Origin of the sequence: Marinomonas balearica, from assembly GCF_004362145.1 — a bacterium.
Taxonomy (GTDB): domain Bacteria; phylum Pseudomonadota; class Gammaproteobacteria; order Pseudomonadales; family Marinomonadaceae; genus Marinomonas; species Marinomonas balearica.
Genome location: NZ_SNXC01000003.1, coordinates 77,659 through 99,058, shown reverse-complemented (window position 1 = coordinate 99,058; position 21,400 = coordinate 77,659). Strand labels below are relative to the sequence as shown.

The 21,400-nt window shown below is 43.0% G+C and carries 20 protein-coding genes; 17 read left to right on the top strand and 3 right to left on the bottom strand.

The window, feature by feature from the left end; genetic code table 11:
• The 6 genes from DFP79_RS01400 to DFP79_RS01375 all read left to right on the top strand — a co-directional run.
• Window positions 1-1,349: putative Ig domain-containing protein (locus DFP79_RS01400; protein WP_133502174.1), on the top strand; the 1,349-nt coding region annotated here is incomplete at its 5' end.
• 3 nt (window positions 1,350-1,352) lie between these two features.
• Window positions 1,353-2,690, top strand: a complete 1,338-nt coding sequence (locus DFP79_RS01395) for an efflux RND transporter periplasmic adaptor subunit (protein ID WP_133502173.1) — start codon at window positions 1,353-1,355, stop codon at window positions 2,688-2,690.
• A 132-nt stretch (window positions 2,691-2,822) separates the two neighbouring features.
• Window positions 2,823-4,805: a site-2 protease family protein gene (locus DFP79_RS01390; protein WP_166637615.1), complete on the top strand. Its 1,983-nt coding sequence runs from the start codon at window positions 2,823-2,825 to the stop codon at window positions 4,803-4,805.
• Between the two features lie 657 nt (window positions 4,806-5,462).
• The gene (locus DFP79_RS01385) at window positions 5,463-5,642 is read left to right on the top strand and encodes a GreA/GreB family elongation factor (RefSeq protein ID WP_243730167.1); all 180 of its coding nucleotides are present in this window, start codon (window positions 5,463-5,465) and stop codon (window positions 5,640-5,642) included.
• Window positions 5,639-6,523 carry a DUF72 domain-containing protein gene (locus tag DFP79_RS01380; protein ID WP_133502171.1) on the top strand — a complete coding sequence of 295 codons (885 nt, stop codon included), beginning with the start codon at window positions 5,639-5,641 and terminating at the stop codon, window positions 6,521-6,523. Before DFP79_RS01385 ends, DFP79_RS01380 begins: the two co-directional genes overlap by 4 nt.
• Window positions 6,524-6,591: 68 nt before the next feature.
• Window positions 6,592-6,903 carry a YqfO family protein gene (locus DFP79_RS01375; protein ID WP_133502170.1) on the top strand — a complete coding sequence of 104 codons (312 nt, stop codon included), beginning with the start codon at window positions 6,592-6,594 and terminating at the stop codon, window positions 6,901-6,903.
• Window positions 6,904-6,962: 59 nt separating this feature from the next.
• On the opposite strand, the gene DFP79_RS01370 is transcribed toward DFP79_RS01375, so the two are convergent.
• The 3 genes from DFP79_RS01370 to DFP79_RS01360 form a co-directional block, all read right to left on the bottom strand.
• Window positions 6,963-7,508, bottom strand: coding sequence for an NUDIX hydrolase (locus DFP79_RS01370; protein ID WP_133502169.1), 546 nt, complete (start codon window positions 7,506-7,508; stop codon window positions 6,963-6,965).
• A gap of 25 nt (window positions 7,509-7,533) precedes the next feature.
• Entirely contained in the window at window positions 7,534-8,790 is a 1,257-nt protein-coding gene (locus tag DFP79_RS01365; protein ID WP_133502168.1) for an HlyC/CorC family transporter, read from the bottom strand.
• Between the two features lie 117 nt (window positions 8,791-8,907).
• Window positions 8,908-9,675, bottom strand: coding sequence for a cytochrome C assembly family protein (locus DFP79_RS01360; RefSeq protein ID WP_133502167.1), 768 nt, complete (start codon window positions 9,673-9,675; stop codon window positions 8,908-8,910).
• A gap of 183 nt (window positions 9,676-9,858) precedes the next feature.
• Between DFP79_RS01360 and ffh the strand changes: the two genes are divergently transcribed.
• The 11 genes from ffh (at window position 9,859) to recJ (ending at window position 21,397) form a co-directional block, all read left to right on the top strand.
• Window positions 9,859-11,259 (top strand): signal recognition particle protein, encoded by a 1,401-nt coding sequence (gene ffh, locus DFP79_RS01355; RefSeq protein WP_133502166.1) that lies wholly within the window; start codon window positions 9,859-9,861, stop codon window positions 11,257-11,259.
• 186 nt (window positions 11,260-11,445) lie between these two features.
• Window positions 11,446-11,694, top strand: coding sequence for a 30S ribosomal protein S16 (gene rpsP, locus DFP79_RS01350; protein WP_133502165.1), 249 nt, complete (start codon window positions 11,446-11,448; stop codon window positions 11,692-11,694).
• A gap of 16 nt (window positions 11,695-11,710) precedes the next feature.
• Window positions 11,711-12,256 (top strand): ribosome maturation factor RimM, encoded by a 546-nt coding sequence (rimM, locus tag DFP79_RS01345; protein WP_133502164.1) that lies wholly within the window; start codon window positions 11,711-11,713, stop codon window positions 12,254-12,256.
• Window positions 12,257-12,318: 62 nt separating this feature from the next.
• Window positions 12,319-13,071: a tRNA (guanosine(37)-N1)-methyltransferase TrmD gene (trmD, locus tag DFP79_RS01340; protein ID WP_133502163.1), complete on the top strand. Its 753-nt coding sequence runs from the start codon at window positions 12,319-12,321 to the stop codon at window positions 13,069-13,071.
• 68 nt (window positions 13,072-13,139) lie between these two features.
• Window positions 13,140-13,502, top strand: a complete 363-nt coding sequence (rplS, locus tag DFP79_RS01335; RefSeq protein ID WP_133502162.1) for a 50S ribosomal protein L19 — start codon at window positions 13,140-13,142, stop codon at window positions 13,500-13,502.
• Window positions 13,503-13,709: 207 nt separating this feature from the next.
• Window positions 13,710-14,417, top strand: a complete 708-nt coding sequence (locus DFP79_RS01330; RefSeq protein WP_133502161.1) for a thioredoxin fold domain-containing protein — start codon at window positions 13,710-13,712, stop codon at window positions 14,415-14,417.
• Window positions 14,418-14,669: 252 nt separating this feature from the next.
• Entirely contained in the window at window positions 14,670-15,971 is a 1,302-nt protein-coding gene (locus DFP79_RS01325; protein WP_133502176.1) for a homoserine dehydrogenase, read from the top strand.
• A 29-nt stretch (window positions 15,972-16,000) separates the two neighbouring features.
• On the top strand, window positions 16,001-17,386 hold the full coding sequence (thrC, locus tag DFP79_RS01320; protein ID WP_133502160.1) for a threonine synthase: 1,386 nt from the start codon (window positions 16,001-16,003) through the stop codon (window positions 17,384-17,386).
• 77 nt (window positions 17,387-17,463) lie between these two features.
• Window positions 17,464-18,174 (top strand): 16S rRNA (uracil(1498)-N(3))-methyltransferase, encoded by a 711-nt coding sequence (locus DFP79_RS01315; protein ID WP_133502159.1) that lies wholly within the window; start codon window positions 17,464-17,466, stop codon window positions 18,172-18,174.
• Window positions 18,175-18,366: 192 nt separating this feature from the next.
• On the top strand, window positions 18,367-19,500 hold the full coding sequence (locus DFP79_RS01310; protein WP_133502158.1) for a GGDEF domain-containing protein: 1,134 nt from the start codon (window positions 18,367-18,369) through the stop codon (window positions 19,498-19,500).
• Between the two features lie 175 nt (window positions 19,501-19,675).
• The gene (recJ, locus tag DFP79_RS01305) at window positions 19,676-21,397 is read left to right on the top strand and encodes a single-stranded-DNA-specific exonuclease RecJ (protein ID WP_133502157.1); all 1,722 of its coding nucleotides are present in this window, start codon (window positions 19,676-19,678) and stop codon (window positions 21,395-21,397) included.
• Window positions 21,398-21,400 lie beyond the last annotated feature (3 nt).

Sequence of the window (21,400 nt, the reverse complement as noted above, 5' to 3'; positions counted from 1 at the left end):
CCTTTACTGATGTGGATCTAACTGATACACCAACGGCGACTAAATCCACCTCATCTGTCAGTGCTATCGGGCAAGATGGCACCACCGCTCTGACGCTGACGGCAGAACAACGGGCGGCCATTGAAGCGGCCTTTAGCATTGAAAATGTCAAGACCAATGGCAATGATGGCACGGTCAACTGGGCCTATAACATTAGCGAAGCTAACCTGGATTTCTTAGGTCAAGGTCAAGTAGTAACTGCGGTATTTAGCATTACTGTGACCGATGATGAAGGGGTAATGGAAACCCAAAATGTCACCATCACGTTGGTGGGAGACAATGATACCCCTATAGCACTTGCCAACTTACCAAATATAGCGGGAACCTCAAGCCTCGTTTTTGGTCCTGTTACATTAGCGAGCAACTTATTTGAAGATGCTGATTTTGGTGAAAACCAAACACTGACTTATAGTCTTGATGGCTTGCCTGATGGGCTGATATTTAACGCAAATAGCTTGACTATATCTGGGGTGGCAGTCAGTGGTTTTGAAGGCGCTAATCTTTTACATCTAGTCGCAACGGATATTCATGGTGCTCAAGCAAAAATCCCGATTCTTTTAACCTTAGAGTCTGCCCCTGTCACAATTGATGTCAGCCCTGATACGGGTTCCGCAACAGATGTGTCGATAACGAGCTTTACTGCCCCCGATATTAATTTAAATATTGATGCTTTACCGTCTGGTACTTTGGGAGATGGTGTTGATTCAAGAGGTTTTTCCTCTGAAGGTAGCGATTCAAGCAATGGATCAGCAGAGGCTGTAGCGTCTTCGAGTATTAATGCTGATGCGAGTGGTGTTGTGGTCGATCAAGGTAGTACACAGGTATTTGAATCTCAGGTATCTGTTAATGTTGATGCTAATGGTCAAGTTCAAATTACCCAAAGTGATAGTCTTGATCAGGGGGTGAGCCTTTCTGTAGAGGATATTGTTCCTCAAGAGGTCGGTGTTGATATCAAGTTAACTGATATTGGTATTGGCTCATATTTTAGTGCTACTTTATCTGATGGAACCGATTTACCTAGTTGGGTTGAAGTTGACCCAAATACTGGTGATGTTTTTATAGATCCTCCAGAAGGTCAAGAAAAAATCACATTGAAAATAAATGCCAGAGGATTTGATGGTATTACTCGGATTTTGGAAGTTGAAATAGATTTAGAAAGTCTATCAGAGTCAGTTGGTACAGATACAATTCACTCGGACGTGATAACGGATGCGAAGGAAGGCCACATGACCTTTGAGCAACAACTTGAACTGGCGAGTAATGAACAAGATAACTATGGCAGTGATTTAATGAAATTATTAGCGTCTTAAGCTATGTCTGATACTGCAATTGCTAAGCTGTTTCAAATAGAGCAACAGGTTCGTCGCTGTGAAACAGCGACCGAGCTTAGTTTTTTAATGGTGAATACGTCACGCAATTTGGTGGCGTATGAGCAGGCAACATATCTGGATGGCAATGAGCTTGAAAAACTTAAGTTATTTGCCTTAAGTGATATTCCTCTGGTTGATCGAAGCACGCCTTATAGTGCTTGGATCGAGCAAGTTGCAAGCTTAGTTGAAGGGTCTGAGCAAGGAACAGAAGTTCATTCAGTAAAACCGGAGCGCTGGCCTTTAGAACTAAAAGCAGAGTTAAAAGAATTCAGTCCTCCCTATTTATTATGGCTTCCTCTATTGATTCCTGCCAAGCCAAGCGAACGGGCAGGTGTTCTAGTGATGGCTAAATCGGAACCTTGGAGCGAAAAAGAGAGAGCTTTATTACAACATCTTGCCTCATCTTATGCCCATGCGATGCAATTATTCAGACAAAAATCGGCGATTAAAACCCTGGTTAAAAAACTGCTGTCTAAAAAAACTCAATTAGTGTCTTTATCTTTGTTGATCGGTCTGAGCTTTGTTCCTGTTCGGTTAACGGTTTTAGCCCCTTCTGAAGTCATTGCAAAAGAACCTAATCTTGTTATGTCATCGATAGCGGGAGCCGTCTCAGAAGTCTTGGTTAAACCAGGAGACCTGGTAACTCAAGGGCAGCCACTTGTTACTATGGATAAAACAGCCTTGCAAGGCTCCTATGATATTGCGCTAAGGGAGCTGGAAAGAGCCAAGGCCGAATTAAGAACCGCAGAGCAAGCCGGTTATGTGGATAAAAAAGCCAAATCACAGCGAGTCGAGCTAGCCTCTCAAGTGGCTCTAAAGGCGATTGAACTCAATTATATTAAAGGCAAGCTAGCACAAACAACGATTTTTTCTAAGCAGCAAGGGGTTGCTGTTTTGGATGACCCTGAAAAATGGAAAGGCCGCTCTGTTGTAGTAGGAGAGCGCATTTTATCTATTGCTGACCCAAAGAAAATAGAGCTAGAAATCAGGGTTGCGGTACAGGATTCTATTCCCTTAAAAAAGGGGGATGAGGTGAAATTTTATCTGGATACCGATCCACTTGAGCCTATTTCATTTAAGGTTAATTATTCGTCTTTTAAGTCTAGTTTAACACCGAGTCAAACCTTGGCTTATCGTATTATTGCTAAGAGAGATGGGCTAGCGATTGCTCCAAGAATAGGTCTTCGTGGAGTGGCAAAATTATACGGTGAAGAGGTCTCTTTAGCCTATTATGTACTGCGTCGTCCGATTACCTATGTTCGTCAGACACTAGGTTGGTAAATGTTTTCTCATCTAGACAAACAGCCACTGCCCAAGCTTCGTCAAAATCTGCATTTATTTTCTGCTCCGCCAGATGAGCAGGGTGAGGTTAGATGGCAAATATTTGATGCAACTCGCAACAAATTTTTTTACTTGTCTGTTTCTGCTTTTTATTTGTTTACCCAATGGCGTTATGCTTTAGATACTCACGACTTAATTAAGCGGGTAGCCACGAAACAGGTTCAAATTGAGAAAGAAGAGCTAGATAACTTTATTCAGTTTTTAAAGCTCAATCACCTGTTGGAAGTAAGTTCTCAGCAAGAAACGGATCTATTTAATCAAGATCTAGCTCAGCAAAAAAAAAGTTTGTTGTTATGGGTGTTGCATAATTATCTGTTTATTAAAATCCCTTTAATTCGTCCAGATTTGTTTTTAACACGCTTATATCCAAGCATAAAGTCCTTGTTTAACTTGCAGCTCCATTGGCCTATTTTTGTGATTGGGATATTAGGAGTGGTAATGGTTATGAGGCAGTGGCAGGTTTTTACTTCTACCTTCTCTAATATGCTCAATGCCCCTTCAATTGGCTATTATATTATCGCCTTGGTGTTTGTTAAATCCGCTCATGAACTAGGCCATGCTCTGGTAGCAAAGCGTTATGCTTGTCGAGTGAGTTCTATGGGCATCGCCTTTTTACTAATGACCCCCATTTTATATACAGATACAACCGATGCTTGGCGATTACGATCCCGATTTCAGCGTTTAAGTATAGTCACCGCAGGAGTACGAGTTGAGATATATATTGCCTGTGTGGCTACTTTTTTGTGGGGTATTCTGCCCGATGGCTCTTTTCGAAATATGGTATTTTTCGTGGCAACGACCAGCTGGGTCTCATCCCTATTAATTAATATCAGTCCCTTTATGCGCTTCGATGGTTATTATGCCTTTTCAGATTTTTTAGGTATGGAGAACCTGCAGATCCGTTCTTTTTTGGTGGGGAAATGGTTTTTAAGAGAGTGCTTATTTGGTTTTGGTTTTGTCCCGCCTGAGCCTTTAAATCGTCAAAAGTGCTTGTTAATGGTGGTATATGCTTGGTGTACGTGGCTCTATCGATTGTTTATTTTTATCGGTATTGCTTTTCTCGTCTACTTCTTCACCTTTAAATTGCTGGGTGTGGTCTTGTTTGTGGTTGAGGTTCTTTGGTTTGTATTGCTACCCATAATAAAAGAGGTTTTTGTTTGGCATAAATTAAGGAGTCAAATGTCTTTAAATCGCGCGAGCTTCATTACCTTAAGCATTATGCTTGCTCTTATCGCTTTACTGGTTATACCTTGGAGAACGACCGTGAGTGTACCTGCGGTGATGACATTCGAACGTTATATTAGCCTCTATCCTAGTGAGGAAAGTGAGATAATATCTTGGCAGATAACACCGAATGCAAGGATCGAAAAAGGTCAGGGTTTGGTTGAATTAAGTGTTGCCGAGTTGGAAAAGGAGATGGCGCTTACTCGAACTAAGCTTGATCACCTTAATCTTAAATGGCAGCGTTCTGGTGTAGATGCAAATGAGCGTTCTTCTGGACTGGTGCTGAAAACTGAAATCGCTAGGGAGGCTTCCCGTTTACAGGCATTGGAAGCACAGCAAGCAAAACTTTCTGTTAAGGCTCCTTTTAATGGTGTGATAGGGGAGTGGCTGCCATTAGAAAGGGGGGATTATGTGACGCCTCACATGTCTCTAGCCACACTTTATGATGATCAAAGTGTGCTGATTAAAGCTTATATCAGTGGTCAGCTAGTGACTAAAGTTCAAACCGATAAGGTGTCTAGGTTTATTGCTAATGATGGAACTGTTTTAGAGAGTGCGTTAGTTATTGATAAAATAATTCCAACTTCCATTACCCAGTTAAATATTTTAGGTTTATCCTCTCTTTATGGTGGTGCTATTGCTTCCCAGCAATTAGAAGAGAGTATTATTCCGAATGAGGCGATTTATGAAGTGCATCTTAAATTAAAAGGAGAAACTCAACTAACAACGCAAGCGCTGGGTAAGGTGAATCTCTTTGTTAAGCCTGAGAGTTATCTGATGAAAGGATTGCGTCATCTCTATGGTGTCTTTATTAAGGAGTCAGCATTTTAAGTCTGAAGCTATTACATGGTAAGTACTCTCATAATCATGTTTGCTTTGCGGTAATTTCCCCGGAAATTAACAGCCGCCAAAAGTAGAATTTTCTCGTAATCTAAACGCAGGAGGCTCTGCTTGAAAAAGTCACGCCATACATGCAGCCAAATAATGGCGATTTTAAAATAAGTTGAAGCTGGAGAGCCCGTCTCCGAGCTTTGCCTTGAACATGGGATGAGTCCGCATCATTTTATAAATGGCGAGCCTGAAGTTGAGTGTGCCGATGCTTTGCTAATTTCGATAGACGGCGAAGACAGAGTTGATTATGTATTGGCTAACCCACCGTTCGGCTAGAAAAGCAGTATGACTATTACTAAATCTGAAGATAGTGAAGGTAAAAATGCGTTAAAGAAAAAATTTTGTTCATTAACGCCATGAGGCGCTTTTGGTGTTGAGCCAAGCAAGATAGCGCAAGTGAGAAATAATAATGCCATTTTCAGTTATAAGGGCAGGAAGCTAGTAACTGATATTACTAGCAACACCCTCATATTTTGTGTTAATTTTTTTATATGATAATCAATTTAAGCCACCTGAACTATAAAATAGTATATATGCTGGTATTCTTATATATACGGTAAGAAGCAGTTCAGGGAGATAGGTTGTCGTGTTCGTTATTTGGAAACATTCCGAATAGTCGGTCCAGATGAACTGTACCACCATTCAGATTACATCAGTATCGATTCGCCTGTTGCAAAGGCTCTGCTGAAAAAGGAAGAGGGTGATGAAGTCACTATTCGCAGGGCGGAAGGCGAAAAACTATATTACATCGACTCTGTGGAATATCGATCTGTATGACTGCGTTAAGCCAAAATAACCCTCTTCGTTACGGAATGGCGCAATGGCAGCATTCTGCGTGGGTTAATTGGTTGTATTCGTCAACTGTACCCAATGCAGAGCGATTGAGAGAGTATTCGAAAGTGTTTCAGAGTGTTGAAGTAGGAAGCACTTTTTACACCGAAGTAGAAGAGAAGCAGTTGAGGCGCTGGTACGATCAAGTTGACGACGCATTTAGGTTTTGTTTTAAGGCACCTCAGCTCGTCACACATCGTATTGCTGAGCGCCCTGAAGAAGAGCGCAATGCCGATTGGCAGCGATTTCAAGCAAAACTGTCATCTCTGGATGGCAAGCTTGGGCCGACGATGTTGCAGTTTCCTAGTCATTTAGATGAATCTTTATTGCCTGCAATCCTTTCTTTAATTGAAACATGGGAGCTTAGTTCGCCCCTTAGTGTTGAAGTCCGTCATTTAAATTATTTTGATAAAGGCGTGATCGAGTCGGAGTTGCTGCGAAGTTTATCAAGTCAAAAAGTCAATAAAGTTATTATGGACTCTCGTCCAGTCTTCTCAACAGATGCCTATAACGAAACCTTGCAAGACGCCCAGAGAAAAAAGCCCAGAGTACCTTGCCATGTTGTCGCAACAGCGCAAAACCCAGTTGTTCGTTTTATTGGTCATCCAGATTTAGCTTTAAATCATGTTTGGTTGGATCAATGGGCTGAAAAAATAAAATCTTGGTTAGAGGGCGGGCTCAAGCCCACTGTCTTTGTGCATTCTTCGGATAATATAGCGGCACCAACGCTGGCTTCTTGGCTAGATGATAAACTGGTGGGAAATGGCGCGCTTTCATCCAAGATGGTCAACTTGCCGGAGACCCAAGAGCAGATTGCGTTGTGGTAGTGTGTTGGGTGGTTAGAATTGAGAGTGTTATTGTGGATTTTGGCATACTTTTTTAGGAGTAGACATAGATGTATTCGCTTGTGTTTTATGTGCCAGAAACGCACTTAGAGGCGGTTAAAAGTGCTGTTTTTGCTGCAGGTGGCGGTCAAATCGGTGATTATGAAAAATGCTGTTGGCAAACGTTAGGCAGAGGGCAATTTAAACCGTCTTCCAGTGCGAATCCATTTATCGGCGAGGCGGGAGGGGATCTTGAATACGTCGATGAGTACCGTGTCGAGCTGGTTTTAAAACCTGAATTTAAGGCGCAAGTTGTTACGGCGTTAAAGTCGGCTCATCCTTATGAAGAAGTTGCCTACCACCTGATTGCTGTAGAAACTTAGAGATCATATTCTGAGTGGTTGCTCAACCCGCCGTGGCTGAGCCTCAGTCTGAAGTGCGCTTAGCTTGGAATGCTATTGATTCGTATCGTATCTTCGTGGAAACCGTACGAGCCTTTGCTGTGGTCTTCTATAAACAGCTTCAATGTGATTTCAACGCTGCTAAACGCTAAATCATCCCAAGGGATCTCATCAAAAGCAAACAGTTGTACTTCTGAGCTTTCTTCTGTCACATGGAAGTCTGGCTTGGGTAACTCAGCAATATAGAAAAGGTGTATTTGGTTGATTTTGGGGATGCTGATCATGCTGAATGCTTGCTTGCATATCGCGTTAGAGCCACATTCTTCTACTGTCTCTCGGAGTGCGCCTTCGCTGGTGGTTTCCTGATTTTCCATGAACCCTGCTGGCAGAGTCCAATAACCCAAGCGAGGTTCAATATTGCGTCGGCAGAGCAGTATTTTACCGTCAAACAAAGGGATAGTACCCGTTATAAGTCTCGGGTTGTCATAATCTATGTGATGGCATTGAGGGCAGACAGCGCGTTCACGGTTGTCTCCCGCTGGGATGCTCATGACAACCTGATGTCCGCATTTCGGGCAATATCTCATTCTTTATAACCTCTTAATCTGAGGATCAATGCCTCAAGTGTAGCTTTGCATACTTTACTACTTTGTCTTCAATTTCTTGAATTTCGATTAAGTAGTTGTCGACCCACAGGCTGGTTGGACGCTCAGGGATAAACTCCAAGGTTTCGATAATAAGGCCATTTAGTGTTTTTGGACCGTCAGTAGGCAGGTGCCACGCTAATGTCTTATTAATGTCTCGTATATGAGTTGAGCCGTCTATTCTGAAAGCGCCATCATCAAGTGGTTGAATCTCTTCTTCTTCATCCTGAGTGGGAGGTGTGAATTCCCCAACAATTTCTTCTAGAACATCTTCTAATGCTGCAATGCCTTGAACATCGCCGTATTCGTCAACCACAATGCCCATTTGCTGGTGGTCTTTTTGGAAGTTCAATAGCACGGTATTAAGTGGTGTGCTTTCAGGGATGAAGTAAGGCGGTAGAGTGGCTTTAAGGAGTGCAGCCTTAGTTGGGTTTTCTTCTCGTAAGAAAAGCGCGGCATTACGCGCGTGAAGAACGCCGATTACTTTGTTTATTTCGCCGTTGTAAACCGGCATACGAGTATGACGGCTTTGGCAAATTTGCTCGATAATTTCTTCGATAGAGTCTTCAATGTCTACGCCAACGACCTCGTTACGAGGAACCATAATATCGTCGACAGAGACTTTTTCTAAGTCAAGAATGGAAACGAGCATTTCTTGGTGAGCCGCTGGGATAAGCCCGTTTGCTTCGTTAACAATGGTTCGTAGCTCTTCTGTGCTGAGTGTGTTTTGCTCAGAGTTAGCAGGCTTTACGCCAATAAGACGAATTAATCCGTTTGATAGAGTGTTGACGATGACAACAAGCGGATAAAGTATCTTAAGTAAAATAGTCAGGCCCCAAGACGCAGGAAAAGCGATTTTTTCGGGGTGTATGGTCGCGATGGTTTTTGGGGTGACTTCAGCAAAGATAAGTATGATCAGAGTCAATGCTGCTGTCGCGATAGCAACGCCTGCATCTCCCCATATTCTTACCGCAATTATTGTCGCGATAGCGGAGGCCAATATATTAACAAAGTTGTTACCAATTAATATGACGCCTATTAAACGATCTGGGCGTTCTAGTAATTTGGATGCTTTTGACGCAGATTTATGACCATTTTTTACAAGGTGCTTAAGTCGATATTTGTTGATCGAAAGCATGCTTGTTTCTGAGCTGGAAAAAAAGCCAGAGAAAAGGATTAAAAAGAAGAGTATTCCACCGAGAATACCTAAGGGGACATCGTTCAAAAAAGGTTCGCCTCATTGATTATATTATTGGGATTATTAGCGTATTAGAAGTTCGTGTCAAACGACAATTTACACGCTTCTGTAAGTTGACAGTATCTTGTTGGGAAAAGTGTCCGCTTACATCGAAATAATCTGCAATGCGATCTTGCTTCCAAAGTACGCAAGCATTAAAAGAATGAAGCCGCTCAGAGTCCATTTTACGGACAGCTGGCCGCGCCAACCTAGAAAATGTCTGCCGATTAAAAGGCTCGCGAAGACAAGCCACGAGCTTAGGGTAAAGAATGTTTTGTGAACCAGATGTTGTGCAAACATGTCTTCGATAAAGTAAAAACCCGTTGCAATGGTCGCTGTCAGCAAAATAAAAGCCGCCCATAAAAATTCAAACATGAGTCGTTCTAAAACTTGTAACGGAGGGACACGTAGTAATTGTTTCAGTCTGTGATGTTTTAATTGGTGCTCTTGTATTGAAAGTAGGATACCAACGCCACAGGCGGCCATGAATAAGCTATACGCAACTGAAGCAATGAGAATATGAATCGAAGTGCCGAACGACTGACTGTGTAGCTGCTCTAGTTGCCACGGTTCTATTGCATTAAGTGCGATGATGAATGCAGCAAGAGGGTAAGAGAAGACTAAAAGCAATGACAAATCTTTGTTGCGATTACTAAACCAGAGGAAGGTGTTACCGATCAATGCGATCAATAGGCCAATCGTCAGGAAATTAAAGCCATCTTGGCTTCGAAGCAATTGGATCAGTGCCAACATGTGCACGCCAATGGCAAGAGACCCAAATATTTGAGTTATTTGATTGCCAGGGCGTTTGAAGTAAGTTCCTCCAGCAAGTAAAGAGGTAACGCACGCTAGCCAAAGGGTTAGTTGGGTCATGAAATTAACCAGTCCACAGTTAAAGATTTCGTGTCAATAAGAAGATATGAGTGAATCCGACCCACTGTGAAGGAGTTATTCATAGCTTCCCTTGTTGATTATTCGCTATAATAAGGTCAATTTAACCTTGGTTAAACCATAGACGTAGGTTTTTTCCAATTAAAGCAAAATTTTGAGGGCTCCATGTTCGACAATTTATCGAATCGCTTGACGTCGTCGTTGGATAAAATCCGCGGCCGCGCCAAATTGACAGAAGACAATATCAAGGATGTCTTGCGTGAAGTGCGTATGGCATTACTCGAAGCTGATGTTGCATTACCCGTTGTTAAAGACTTTATCGCTGCTGTAAAAGAGCGAGCAGTTGGTACTGAAGTCACTAAAAGTCTTAGCCCTGGGCAAGTGTTCCTGAAAATCGTGAAGCAAGAGCTTGAAGCGGTGATGGGACAGGCGAACGATGAGCTTGATTTACGAGCAACGCCACCAGCGGTCATTCTTTTAGCGGGTCTTCAAGGTGCTGGTAAGACCACCTCTGCGGGTAAACTTGCGAAGTTTCTTAAAGAGCGCCATAAAAAATCGGTTGCAGTCGTCAGTGCGGACGTTTATCGCCCTGCCGCGATTAAACAGTTGGAGACACTGGCAACAGACATCGGCGTCGATTTTATTCCAAGCGACATCTCTCAAAAGCCTATCGACATCGCGAACAATGCGATTGATGTAGCAAAGAAAGCACATAAAGACGTATTGATTGTCGATACGGCAGGTCGTTTAGCGATCGACGAAGACATGATGGCGGAGATCAAATCGCTTCATGGTGCTATTAACCCAGTAGAAACACTGTTTGTGGTTGATGCCATGACAGGGCAAGATGCTGCGAATACGGCGAAAGCCTTCGGTGATGTTCTTCCTCTAACGGGTGTGATCTTAACGAAGACAGATGGTGATGCGCGCGGTGGTGCGGCCTTGTCTGTTCGTCATATCACAGGGAAACCCATTAAGTTCTTAGGTGTCGGCGAAAAAACGGATGCGTTAGAACCTTTCCACCCTGATCGTTTGGCATCTCGTATTCTTGGTATGGGCGATATGCTTTCTCTTATTGAGGAAGCAGAGCAAAAAATCGATAAAGAAAAAGCGGAAAAACTTGCTGGTAAGTTACAAAAAGGCAAGGGCTTTGATCTGGAAGATTTCAAGGAGCAGTTGCAGCAAATGAAAAACATGGGGGGAATGACCTCTATGTTAGACAAGCTTCCGGGAATGGGAAAACTTGGCGATATCCAAGATAAAGTTAACGACAAGATGTTCGTTCAAATGGAAGCGTTGATCAATTCTATGACACCCGATGAGCGTCGTTTCCCTGATAAGATTAATGGCTCTCGTAAAAAACGTATTTCTACGGGTGCTGGCCTTCAGATTCAAGATTTAAATCGTCTGCTTAAACAGCATAAGCAAATGCAGAAAATGATGAAAAAAATGAGTTCCAAAGGCGGCATGAAAAAAATGATGCGCGGCCTAGGTGGAATGATGCCGGGCGGTATGCCTGGCGGCGGTGGCAATTTCCCAGGTGGCGGATTTCCGCCAAAGTTTTAACGCAGTATTGAAACCTTGATGCATTAATTGTATCTGTGGTTAAAAAACTAGCGAAATTATTCAAAAGGGCGATGATTCGCCCTTTTGTTTTTTAGTCAAATCGACTAGAATATGCCGCCTTCTTGTACTAGATGCCCAATAACGGGTGACAAGAAGCGTTTTGTTAAGCAATAAGGAACCAATAATATGGTAACTATTCGTCTTTCTCGTGGTGGCTCTAAGAAGCGCCCATTCTATCACTTGAACGTGGCTGACAGTCGTCGTGCTCGTGATGGTCGTTACATCGAGCGTGTTGGTTTCTTTAACCCTGTTGCTCGTGGTCAAGAAGAACGTCTACGTGTTGATCTAGACCGTGTTAATCACTGGGTAGGTCAAGGCGCACAGCTTTCTGATCGTGTTGCACAGCTTATTAAAGAAGCTGGTAAAAGCGCTTAATATTTGAGGTAGTGCTATGTCTGCATTAAAACAGGCGACCGCTCCTGAGCAAGCGCTTGTAGTAGGACGCATTACATCAGTATATGGTGTTAAAGGGTGGGTGAAGCTTTATTCACACACCGAACCAATGTTAGGAATCTTTGATTACCCTCATTGGTGGCTGAAAACCTCAACGGGTTGGAAGCAAATTGAACTAGATCAAGGCCGTACTCAAGGTCGTGGTTTGGTCGCATCGATTAAAGGCTACACTGATCGAGACATTGTTCGCGAGATTTGTGGTCAAGATATTTATATCGATGTAAAAGATCTTCCGGAATTGGATGAAGGTGATTTTTACTGGAGCCAACTTGAAGGTCTTACCGTGACTACTAAAGAGGGTGTTCTCTTAGGTAAGGTGTCACAGCTAATGGAAACGGGTGCAAACGACGTTGTCGTAGTGCGTGCTTGCGAAGGTAGCTATGATCGCGAAGAACGCTTAATCCCTTATGTACCAGAGACTTACATTTTAGATGTAAATCTAGAAAGTAAAGAAATGGTCGTTGATTGGGACCCTGAGTTTTAAACGAAAGTTTAAGCTCGATAGTTTAAAAACACTAGTTTGAAGCTAAATTAAGGGGCGTTTAAGTGAAATTCGGAGTGATTTCTCTGTTCCCAGAGATGTTTCAGTCTATTACTCAATTTGGAGTAACAGGCAGAGCCATTAAATCTGGATTGATCAGTGTGGATTTTTTTAATCCGCGAGATTTTACTCACGATAAACATCGAACTGTAGATGATCGACCTTACGGCGGTGGTCCAGGGATGCTGATGAAAGTTCAGCCTCTCACAGATGCAATAGCGTGTGCGAAACAAAAGACGCCTAATGCAAAAGTAATTTTTTTATCCCCTCAGGGGCGCACACTCACACAGGAAGGTGTGCAGCAGCTTGCTAATGAAGCAGAAATTATTCTGGTAGCAGGTCGCTATGAAGGCGTTGATGAGCGTTTGATTCAATCTCAGGTTGATGAAGAATGGTCGATTGGCGACTTTGTGTTAAGCGGTGGAGAGTTACCCGCAATGGTATTGATGGACTCAGTCTTTCGTATGGTACCTGGGGTGTTGGGTAAACAAGCATCAGCGGATGAAGATTCATTTGCAGATGGGTTGTTAGATTGCCCGCATTATACTCGACCTGAAGTATTAGACGGCGAACCTGTACCGCCGGTACTGCTTAGCGGAAACCATGAGGCGATAAGACGCTGGCGTTTAAAGCAAAAGCTCGCAAGAACTTGGCAACGTCGGCCAGACCTTCTGCAGAACCTCGAGTTGGACAAGGAACAGCAGAAGTTATTAGAAGAGTTTATTCGTGAAACTGAAGCTCCAACCTCGGCAGAGTAAGATTCATGAGCCTATCGGAACGCTAACTTTCGTCCTGATAGGAAACCAATTTGTTAGGAGTCAAATCCATGAGCAACAAAACTAAGCTGATTCAACAGCTAGAAGCAGAACAAATGACAAAAGAGATCCCTGCGTTTGGCGCGGGTGATACTGTTATTGTTCAGGTTAAAGTTAAAGAAGGTTCACGTGAGCGTCTACAGGCTTTTGAAGGTGTTGTAATCGCGAAACGCAACCGTGGTCTTAACTCTGCATTCACTGTACGTAAAATTTCTAGTGGTGTAGGTGTTGAACGTGCGTTCCAGACATACAGCCCTCTAGTAGAAAGTGTTGAAGTGAAACGCCGCGGTGACGTGCGTCAAGCTAAGATCTACTACCTACGTGAACGTTCAGGTAAATCTGCACGTATCAAAGAGAAATTGGCTAAGCGTTAATTTCTTTTCTCTTTTCGTAAGAGATGTAAAAAAGGCGACCACAGGTCGCCTTTTTTTATGGCCAACTTTTTACATACCAACGATGAATTCCTGCTGTTCACACTTCTTGAATAATAAGATGACGTAACTTTTCTTTGGTTTATCGTGGAACTTCATTAATATATTGTGGCCTAATGGCAATAGCATATTCGATACTAGGAACAATAAATGAAGATTCGTTACATACTTGGTTTGCTTTCACTGTCTTTAACTTTTTTGGTTCAACCTGTATTTGCCGATCAGGAAGACATAGAAAAAGCGCTACAAAAGGCAATTCCAGGAGCAAAAATCACCTCTATTGCAGAACATGATGCGGCTGGTCTTTATGTTGTATCCATAGAAAATGGGCCAACTTTGCATGTTACTAAAGACGGTAAGTATTTTGTGCTTGGGGATTTGTATCGGGTAGAAAGTACGTCACTAGTCAATGAGACTGAAATTGCCAAAATGGCAAAAGTGGAAACCGTGCCTGAAGATCAAATGATCGTCTTTAAGGCTGAAGATGAAAAAGCGCATATTACCGTATTCACTGATGTTGATTGTGGTTATTGTCGGATGTTACACCGAGAGATAGATCAGCTAAACGAATTGGGAATCACTGTACGTTATATGGCTTACCCTCGTGCTGGCGTCGGCTCTCCAGCCTACAATACTATGGTGAGTATATGGTGTTCCGATGATCCAAAATACTGGATGACCCAAGCTAAAAAAGGCGAAGAGGTGCCACAAAATAAATGTAAAAACCCAGTGGCCGATCAATTTAAACTTGGCAATACAGTAGGTGTTCGCGGAACGCCAAGTATTGTCTTAAGTAATGGTAAATTTATGCCGGGCTACATTGAAGCTAACAGACTGGCTGCTGAATTAGGCCTCTAATCTGCTTTAAGTTGCTGAGTGTCGTTTTTGATTACAGCACTCAGCAACTTCTTAATTCTCTTTCCTTAATTAGAAATATTCATATAGCTTGATTTTAGCGTTTTTCCGCATTGGGTTTAGCTCAGACAAGCGCTATAATCGGGTCTCTTGGGCCAAATAAAATACAGATATTAGGCCAATCGACGTATGCAAATCGCATTGGAGAATGTTCCAGCGTCGTCATTTAATAACCGTCAGGTGTGGGGTACTGTTTTGAAACCGGTAAAAGTCGGAATATGTGGGCTTGGAACCGTAGGTTCTGGAAGTGTAAACATTCTTCTAAATAATGCAGAAGAGATTACTCGACGCGTAGGGCGTAGCATTGTGGTTGAACAGGTGGGTGCTCGCAGAGATAACCCAGCGTGCGATCTGACCGGTGTAAACATTACCAGAGACATTTTCGACGTTGTTAACAACCCAGAGATCGATATCGTATTGGAATTGATCGGGGGCACAAGCATTGCAAAAGAGCTTGTATTGACGGCAATTGAAAATGGTAAGCACGTTGTTACAGCAAACAAAGCCCTTATTGCTGAGCACGGTAATGAAATCTTTGCTCGCGCCGAAGAAAAAGGCGTTATGGTTGCGTTTGAAGCTGCAGTTGCAGGTGGCATTCCAATCATTAAATCGATTCGCGAAGGACTTTCAGCAAACAAAATTGAATGGTTGGCCGGTATCATAAATGGTACAGGCAACTTCATCATGACCGAAATGTCTGAAAAAGGTCGTGATTTCTCAGACGTGTTGGCTGAGGCACAAGAGCTTGGATACGCAGAAGCAGATCCAACATTTGATGTCGAAGGCATCGATGCGGCCCATAAGTTAACTATATTAGCGTCAATTGCTTTCGGTATACCGCTTCAGTTTGAAAAAACATACACGGAAGGTATTAGCCAAATTACATCAGAAGACGTTTCTTTTGCACATGAGTTGGGTTATGCAATCAAACACCTAGGTATTGCTCGCCGTACTCACGATGGGATTGAGTTGCGTGTTCATCCAACATTGATTTCATATAAGCAGTTGCTTGCTAATGTAAACGGTGTGATGAACGCTGTAATGGTGAAAGGCGATGCGGTTGGTCCTACATTGACTTATGGAGCAGGTGCTGGTGCATTGCCTACGGGATCTTCTGTTATTGCTGATGTTGTTGATGTCGCACGTACGCTTACAGCAGACCCAACCAATCGCGTTCCGCATTTGGCTTTTCAGGAAGGTTCTCTAGCGGCGACGACGATTCTGCCAGTTGAAGAAATCGAAAGTGGTTTCTTTCTAAATATGCGAATTCAGGATCGTGCTGGTGTTCTTGCGAATATCACACAAATTTTGTCTGAAAACGGAATCAGTATCGAATCTGTTATTCAACGAGAGCGTAACGGTGGCGATTTGGTTCCACTAGTGGTTATGACTCACACAGTCAAAGAACAAAATATGAATGCGGCGATTACAGCGATCGAAGAGTTACCAGATGTTGCTGGAAAAATACAACGAATTCGTGTTGAACATTTGGCCTAACGCCGATATTTGATTGAGAAGATAAAGTAATGAAATATATTTCTACTCGCGGACAAGCTCCTGCACTGGGTTTTGGAGATGTTCTGCTTGCTGGACTTGCTAATGATGGCGGTCTTTACATTCCAGAAACTCTTCCAAGTTATACAAAAGAAGAAATTGCATCTTGGGCGTCTCTGAGTTATCAAGAATTGGCATTTAAAATTATGTGGCCATTTGTCGAAGGGGAAATCCCTGCTGACGATTTCAAACGTATGATTGATGAAGCTTACTCTAGCTTCAACCATACGTCGGTCGCGCCGATGGTTCAAACGGGTAACAATGAATGGGTGCTAGAGCTGTTTAGAGGCCCAACGCTTGCGTTTAAAGATTTCGCTCTTCAATTGTTAGGTCGATTGATGGACTTTGTATTGGTGAAACGCGAAGAAAAACTGGTTATTATTGGTGCGACGTCTGGCGATACTGGTTCTGCTGCGATCGAAGGTTGCCGCCATTCAGAGCATTTGGATATATTTATTCTTCACCCTTATCAGCGCGTATCTGAAGTGCAACGTCGACAAATGACGACCATTGTTGATGATAATGTGTTCAATATTGCGGTAAAAGGTAACTTTGACGATTGTCAGGGTATGGTTAAAGCAAGCTTTGCCGACCAATCGTTTCTAAAGGGTGCAAAACTTGGGGCAGTAAACTCCATTAACTGGGCTCGTATTATGGCTCAAGTTGTTTACTACTTCTCGTCTGCCTTGGCGGTCGGTGGTCCACATCGTAAGGTGTCTTTCTCTGTACCGACTGGGAATTTTGGTGACATTTTTGCCGGCTACCTAGCGAAAAAAATGGGATTACCCATTGATCAGTTGGTTGTTGCGACAAACCAAAACGATATTCTGCACCGTACTATTTCTGAAAACGATATGAGCCGTCAATCGCTGAATGTAACGTTATCACCAAGTATGGATATCATGGTATCCAGTAACTTCGAACGTTTGTTGTTTGATGCTCATGGTCGTGATGGTGAAAAAATATCTGAGTTGATGGCGCGTTTTAACGAAGGCGACGTGACTTTAAACGATGAAGCATGGGCGTTTGTTAAAGATAACTTTGACAGTTATAAAGTTGATGACGAAGTGACATGTCAGGTGATTGCAGATGTCTTTGCCGACACTCAGTATCTTTTAGACCCTCACACAGCAATTGGTCTTGAGGCTGCGCGCAAGTGCTGGAAGGATAAGTCTGTTCCAATGATTACATTGGCGACAGCGCATCCAGTTAAGTTTCCAGAAGCGGTCGAAAAAGCAGGATGTGAATCACCTAAGTTACCAGAACACATGAAAGACTTGTTTGAACGAAAAGAGTCTTATGAAGTGCTGGAGAACGAGTTGTCTGACATTCAGCAGTTTGTTGCTGCGAACATCTAGTTTTGCTGCTGCATGAGCAGAAATATTGATAGTTAAGGAAATCAAAAAAGGAGCCAATGGCTCCTTTTTTTTAAGATATGAACCTAATTTTATTACGTGAAGAACAGAAACAAACTCCAACTCAATACAAACTGACAGAAAGTCAGATGAAGCATGTTACGCAAGTTTTGAGGAAGGCTGATGGAGAGCGAATTCGTGTCGGTGTGGTTAATGGCAATATAGGAGATGCGATATTTGATTTGCCTTCTGGCTTGGTAAATATTGTGCATCTAGATGCTTTGCCACCTAAAAGCTTACCGCTTACTTTGGTATTAGCGTTACCACGGCCTAACATGTTGAAGCGCACGCTGACGAATATTACGGCAATGGGCGTTAAGAACGTTTACTTAATTCACTCCTCAAAGGTTGAAAAAAGTTATTGGCAAAGTCCTGTATTGAAGCCTGAGAGTATTGAAAACTTTGTTTTTGAAGGTTTGGAACAGGCGAAAGATACGGTAATACCAACCATTACGTTTTGCCCTCGTTTTAAACCGTTTGTCGAAGATATTTTTCCAACCTTGATGACGCCTGATGTGCTTGGCTTGCTCGCTCATCCATATAATGCCAAGGCTTGCCCTATTGATCTTAAACAGCCTTCTATATTGGCTATCGGCCCCGAAGGTGGTTGGAGTGAATATGAAGTAGGAAAGTGGCAAGAAGCAGGAGTCGAAACGGTTCAGATGGGGGATCGGATTCTTAAAGTCGAGACGGCTGTGCCTGTATTGCTTTCTCGTTTATATCCTGCGTAATTTGGGAAAAATATAACCCCGCACAGACGATGTAAACAGCAATTTATGATGGCTGTTTACGGCTCAGTCAATACGGTTGGAGTTCAAGTGGTAGCAGTGTTACTTTGCCGCTTTAATTACAGAACTCAACAAAAGGCAATATACTTTTATCATATAAAGTCTATTTTTAATGGATATCCCTAGAAGTTTTGAGTGCCAGTGATCCATTTCAATAGAAAGGAAAGCAACATTTTTAATTCGTTCAAGAAAAAGGTTCGACGACTTGTTTATGGCGAAGCGAATTCTGACTTATTAAACAACAACGTACGTCGAATGTTGATTACCAGTTTATTCTGCCTAGTTGGTATCTTTTTTACTGGCTTGCTCGGCATCGTCGCGCTTATTAAGGGTGATTGGTTGCTTTCTTTTATACTGCTTTTTATCAGCTGTTTGTATTTTTTTGCCGTGTTATTTATTCGTTGGGCCACCAATTATCAATTAGCTGGTAAGCTTTTCATCTATCCTTTATATGCGCTTATGCTCTATTTGGTATACACAGGCGGAGTATCTGGAACCGGCCATGTGTGGATCTTTTGCGTGCCTGCCGTATCGCTCTTTCTTCAAGGATTAAGAAGAGGAGTAAAAGAGCTGTGTGTTTTCTCCTTGTTGTTGGGCGTGATTCTCTTTTTTGCCGATGATTTTCGAGGCGGGCATGATTACGATGACGTAATTGCTAGTCGGATAATGTATTCATTCTTAGTTGTTGTTGCCTTGTCCACTATCTATGAATACAGCATGTCTCACTATAATAAGATGTTGAGAGAATCGAGTTATCTATTGGAAAAGAAAGCCATTACGGACGAGTTAACAAAACTTTTAAATAGATATGGCATGTATGAAAAACTGGAAACATCGGTGAGTGGACGACGCCATATATTATTGATGGATATTGATCATTTTAAGCAAATTAATGATATCTATGGTCATGATGCGGGTGACGTATATCTTGAAAAAGTGGCACAGGTATTAACCTCCACGATCGGACCTGAAGGGGTTGTCGCTCGCTGGGGAGGAGAAGAGTTTTTGGTACTGCTTTCTACGAGCAGTATTGACGAAGCAAAGCATTGGGCCAGAAGAGTGTGCTCAGACGTCTGTAAACTCAATGTTCCTCATAAGCGTGATTTACTTCAAGCATCGATCAGTATTGGAATTAGCAAACTTGAACCTGACGATATGGTGCATGACTCGATTTCCTATGCCGATGCTGCTTTGTATAAGGCGAAAAGAGAAGGGCGAAATCGTTATGTTGTTGCTACCGGTCAAGATGAATCAAGACGTCCGTGGTAGTAAGGAATAAGAAGCTCGGAATCCGGCAATAAACCGAACCCCGAGCGGGATTTAGCAATACAACTTTGTGCGAAAAGCGATACTGCTAATTTCACTTTAGTTGAGCTCCGTTCGTTCAGCAATCAAAGGCGTGGTAGAATAGGGCAACTTAAGATTCGAAATTTAGAAACCGCAAATGCATATTCAGCCTCGAACGCCCCCTAATAATCAAGAAATACAGCTCCCATCTCACTTATCTTTAACATTGCAGCGGGTACTGGCCTGTCGTGGTGTCACCAATGCCGAGCAAATTGACTACCGGCTCCCTTATTTGCTTCATCCTAAACGCTTTTATGATATTCAAAATGCGGCGAACATACTTGCTGACGCGATTGAGAAGGGTGATAAAATTCTGATCGTGGGAGATTTTGATGCCGATGGCGCAACTTCGACGACATTAGGGATACTGGCTATGGAGGCAATGGGTGCAGTTTCACCTGAGTATCTCGTGCCTAATCGCTTTGAGTTCGGGTACGGGCTGACGCCAGAAATTGTCGCCGTCGCATGTGAGTCCAAGCCAAATGTTTTGGTGACAGTGGACAACGGGATCGCCAGTATTGAGGGAGTCGCCGCCGCAAAAGCGGCTGGAATGAAGGTGATCGTGACAGATCATCACTTGCCGGGCGATGAGTTGCCGGATGCTGATGCCATTGTGAATCCAAACCACCCTCAGTGTGAATTTGAAAGTAAATCGTTGGCGGGTGTGGGTGTTATTTTCTATGTCATGAGTGCGTTAAGAGCCGAGCTGACTTCTCGACGATGGTTTGAAGAACAACATATTCGTCCTCCGAAAATGGCGGATTATTTGGACCTGGTAGCGCTTGGAACGGTTGCTGATGTTGTCCCGTTAGATGCAAATAACCGAATCCTTGTGCAGCAAGGCATCCAGCGAATTCAAAGTGGTTACGCTCGTCCGGGGATACTTGCATTGATTGAATTGGGAGGAAGAGAGTATGGACGCTTAAAAGCCTCTGATCTGGGGTTTGTTGTCGGGCCGCGCCTTAATGCTGCGGGTCGTTTAGATGACATGTCTATCGGCATTGAATGCTTACTTGCGACTCACACACACATCGCCCGAGAGTATGCACAGCAACTCGATCAGTTTAATCGTGAGCGCAAAGTTATCGAAAGTGAGATGAAGCAGCAGGCAGAATCTGAACTCGATAAGTTAACAGTTGGCGACGATATGCCAAATGGACTGTGTTTTTACGACGAGTGCTGGCATCAAGGTGTGATTGGTATTCTTGCGTCTCGCATGAAGGAAAAGTGCTACCGGCCAGTGATTGCGTTTGCGCAAGCAGATGACGGAACGTTAAAAGGGTCTGCTCGCTCAATCCCTGGTGTGCATATTCGCGATGCTTTAGATCTTTTAGCAAAGCGTCATCCGCATTTACTCAGTAAATTCGGTGGTCACGCCATGGCCGCGGGCATGTCTATAAAAGAAAATGACTACAGTGCATTTGCTCAAGCTTTCGATGAGATTATCACCGAATGGGTAACACCCGAACAATTGGAAGCCACCATATATACCGATGGCGAACTAGCATGTGAAGATTTCAGTTTAGGGTTCGCAGAGCAAGTTAGGCTTTTAGGGCCTTGGGGGCAAGCGTTTCCTGAGCCATGTTTTGATGGTGAATTTGAGTTATTACAACAGCGAATTGTGGGCGAGAAACATCTAAAGCTCACGGTTCGTGAACCTCGTTCTGGTATCTTGTTGGATGCGATACATTTTTTCGCAGATCTAAATACATGGCCAAGTGAGTGTGAAAGAGCGCATTTGGTTTTTAAGCTTGATATTAATGAGTTCAGAGGGCAAAGAAACTTGCAGCTGATGGTAGATCATATTGAACCACGCTGAAAA

Coding starts and splice junctions, on each gene's coding strand:
- DFP79_RS01395 (WP_133502173.1), top strand. CDS start 1,353: ATGTCTGATACTGCAATTGCTAAGCTGTTTCAAATAGAGCAACAGGTT.
- DFP79_RS01380 (WP_133502171.1), top strand. CDS start 5,639: ATGACTGCGTTAAGCCAAAATAACCCTCTTCGTTACGGAATGGCGCAA.
- DFP79_RS01375 (WP_133502170.1), top strand. CDS start 6,592: ATGTATTCGCTTGTGTTTTATGTGCCAGAAACGCACTTAGAGGCGGTT.
- DFP79_RS01370 (WP_133502169.1), bottom strand. CDS start 7,508: ATGAGATATTGCCCGAAATGCGGACATCAGGTTGTCATGAGCATCCCA.
- DFP79_RS01360 (WP_133502167.1), bottom strand. CDS start 9,675: ATGACCCAACTAACCCTTTGGCTAGCGTGCGTTACCTCTTTACTTGCT.
- ffh (WP_133502166.1), top strand. CDS start 9,859: ATGTTCGACAATTTATCGAATCGCTTGACGTCGTCGTTGGATAAAATC.
- rpsP (WP_133502165.1), top strand. CDS start 11,446: ATGGTAACTATTCGTCTTTCTCGTGGTGGCTCTAAGAAGCGCCCATTC.
- rimM (WP_133502164.1), top strand. CDS start 11,711: ATGTCTGCATTAAAACAGGCGACCGCTCCTGAGCAAGCGCTTGTAGTA.
- rplS (WP_133502162.1), top strand. CDS start 13,140: ATGAGCAACAAAACTAAGCTGATTCAACAGCTAGAAGCAGAACAAATG.
- DFP79_RS01330 (WP_133502161.1), top strand. CDS start 13,710: ATGAAGATTCGTTACATACTTGGTTTGCTTTCACTGTCTTTAACTTTT.
- thrC (WP_133502160.1), top strand. CDS start 16,001: ATGAAATATATTTCTACTCGCGGACAAGCTCCTGCACTGGGTTTTGGA.
- DFP79_RS01315 (WP_133502159.1), top strand. CDS start 17,464: ATGAACCTAATTTTATTACGTGAAGAACAGAAACAAACTCCAACTCAA.
- recJ (WP_133502157.1), top strand. CDS start 19,676: ATGCATATTCAGCCTCGAACGCCCCCTAATAATCAAGAAATACAGCTC.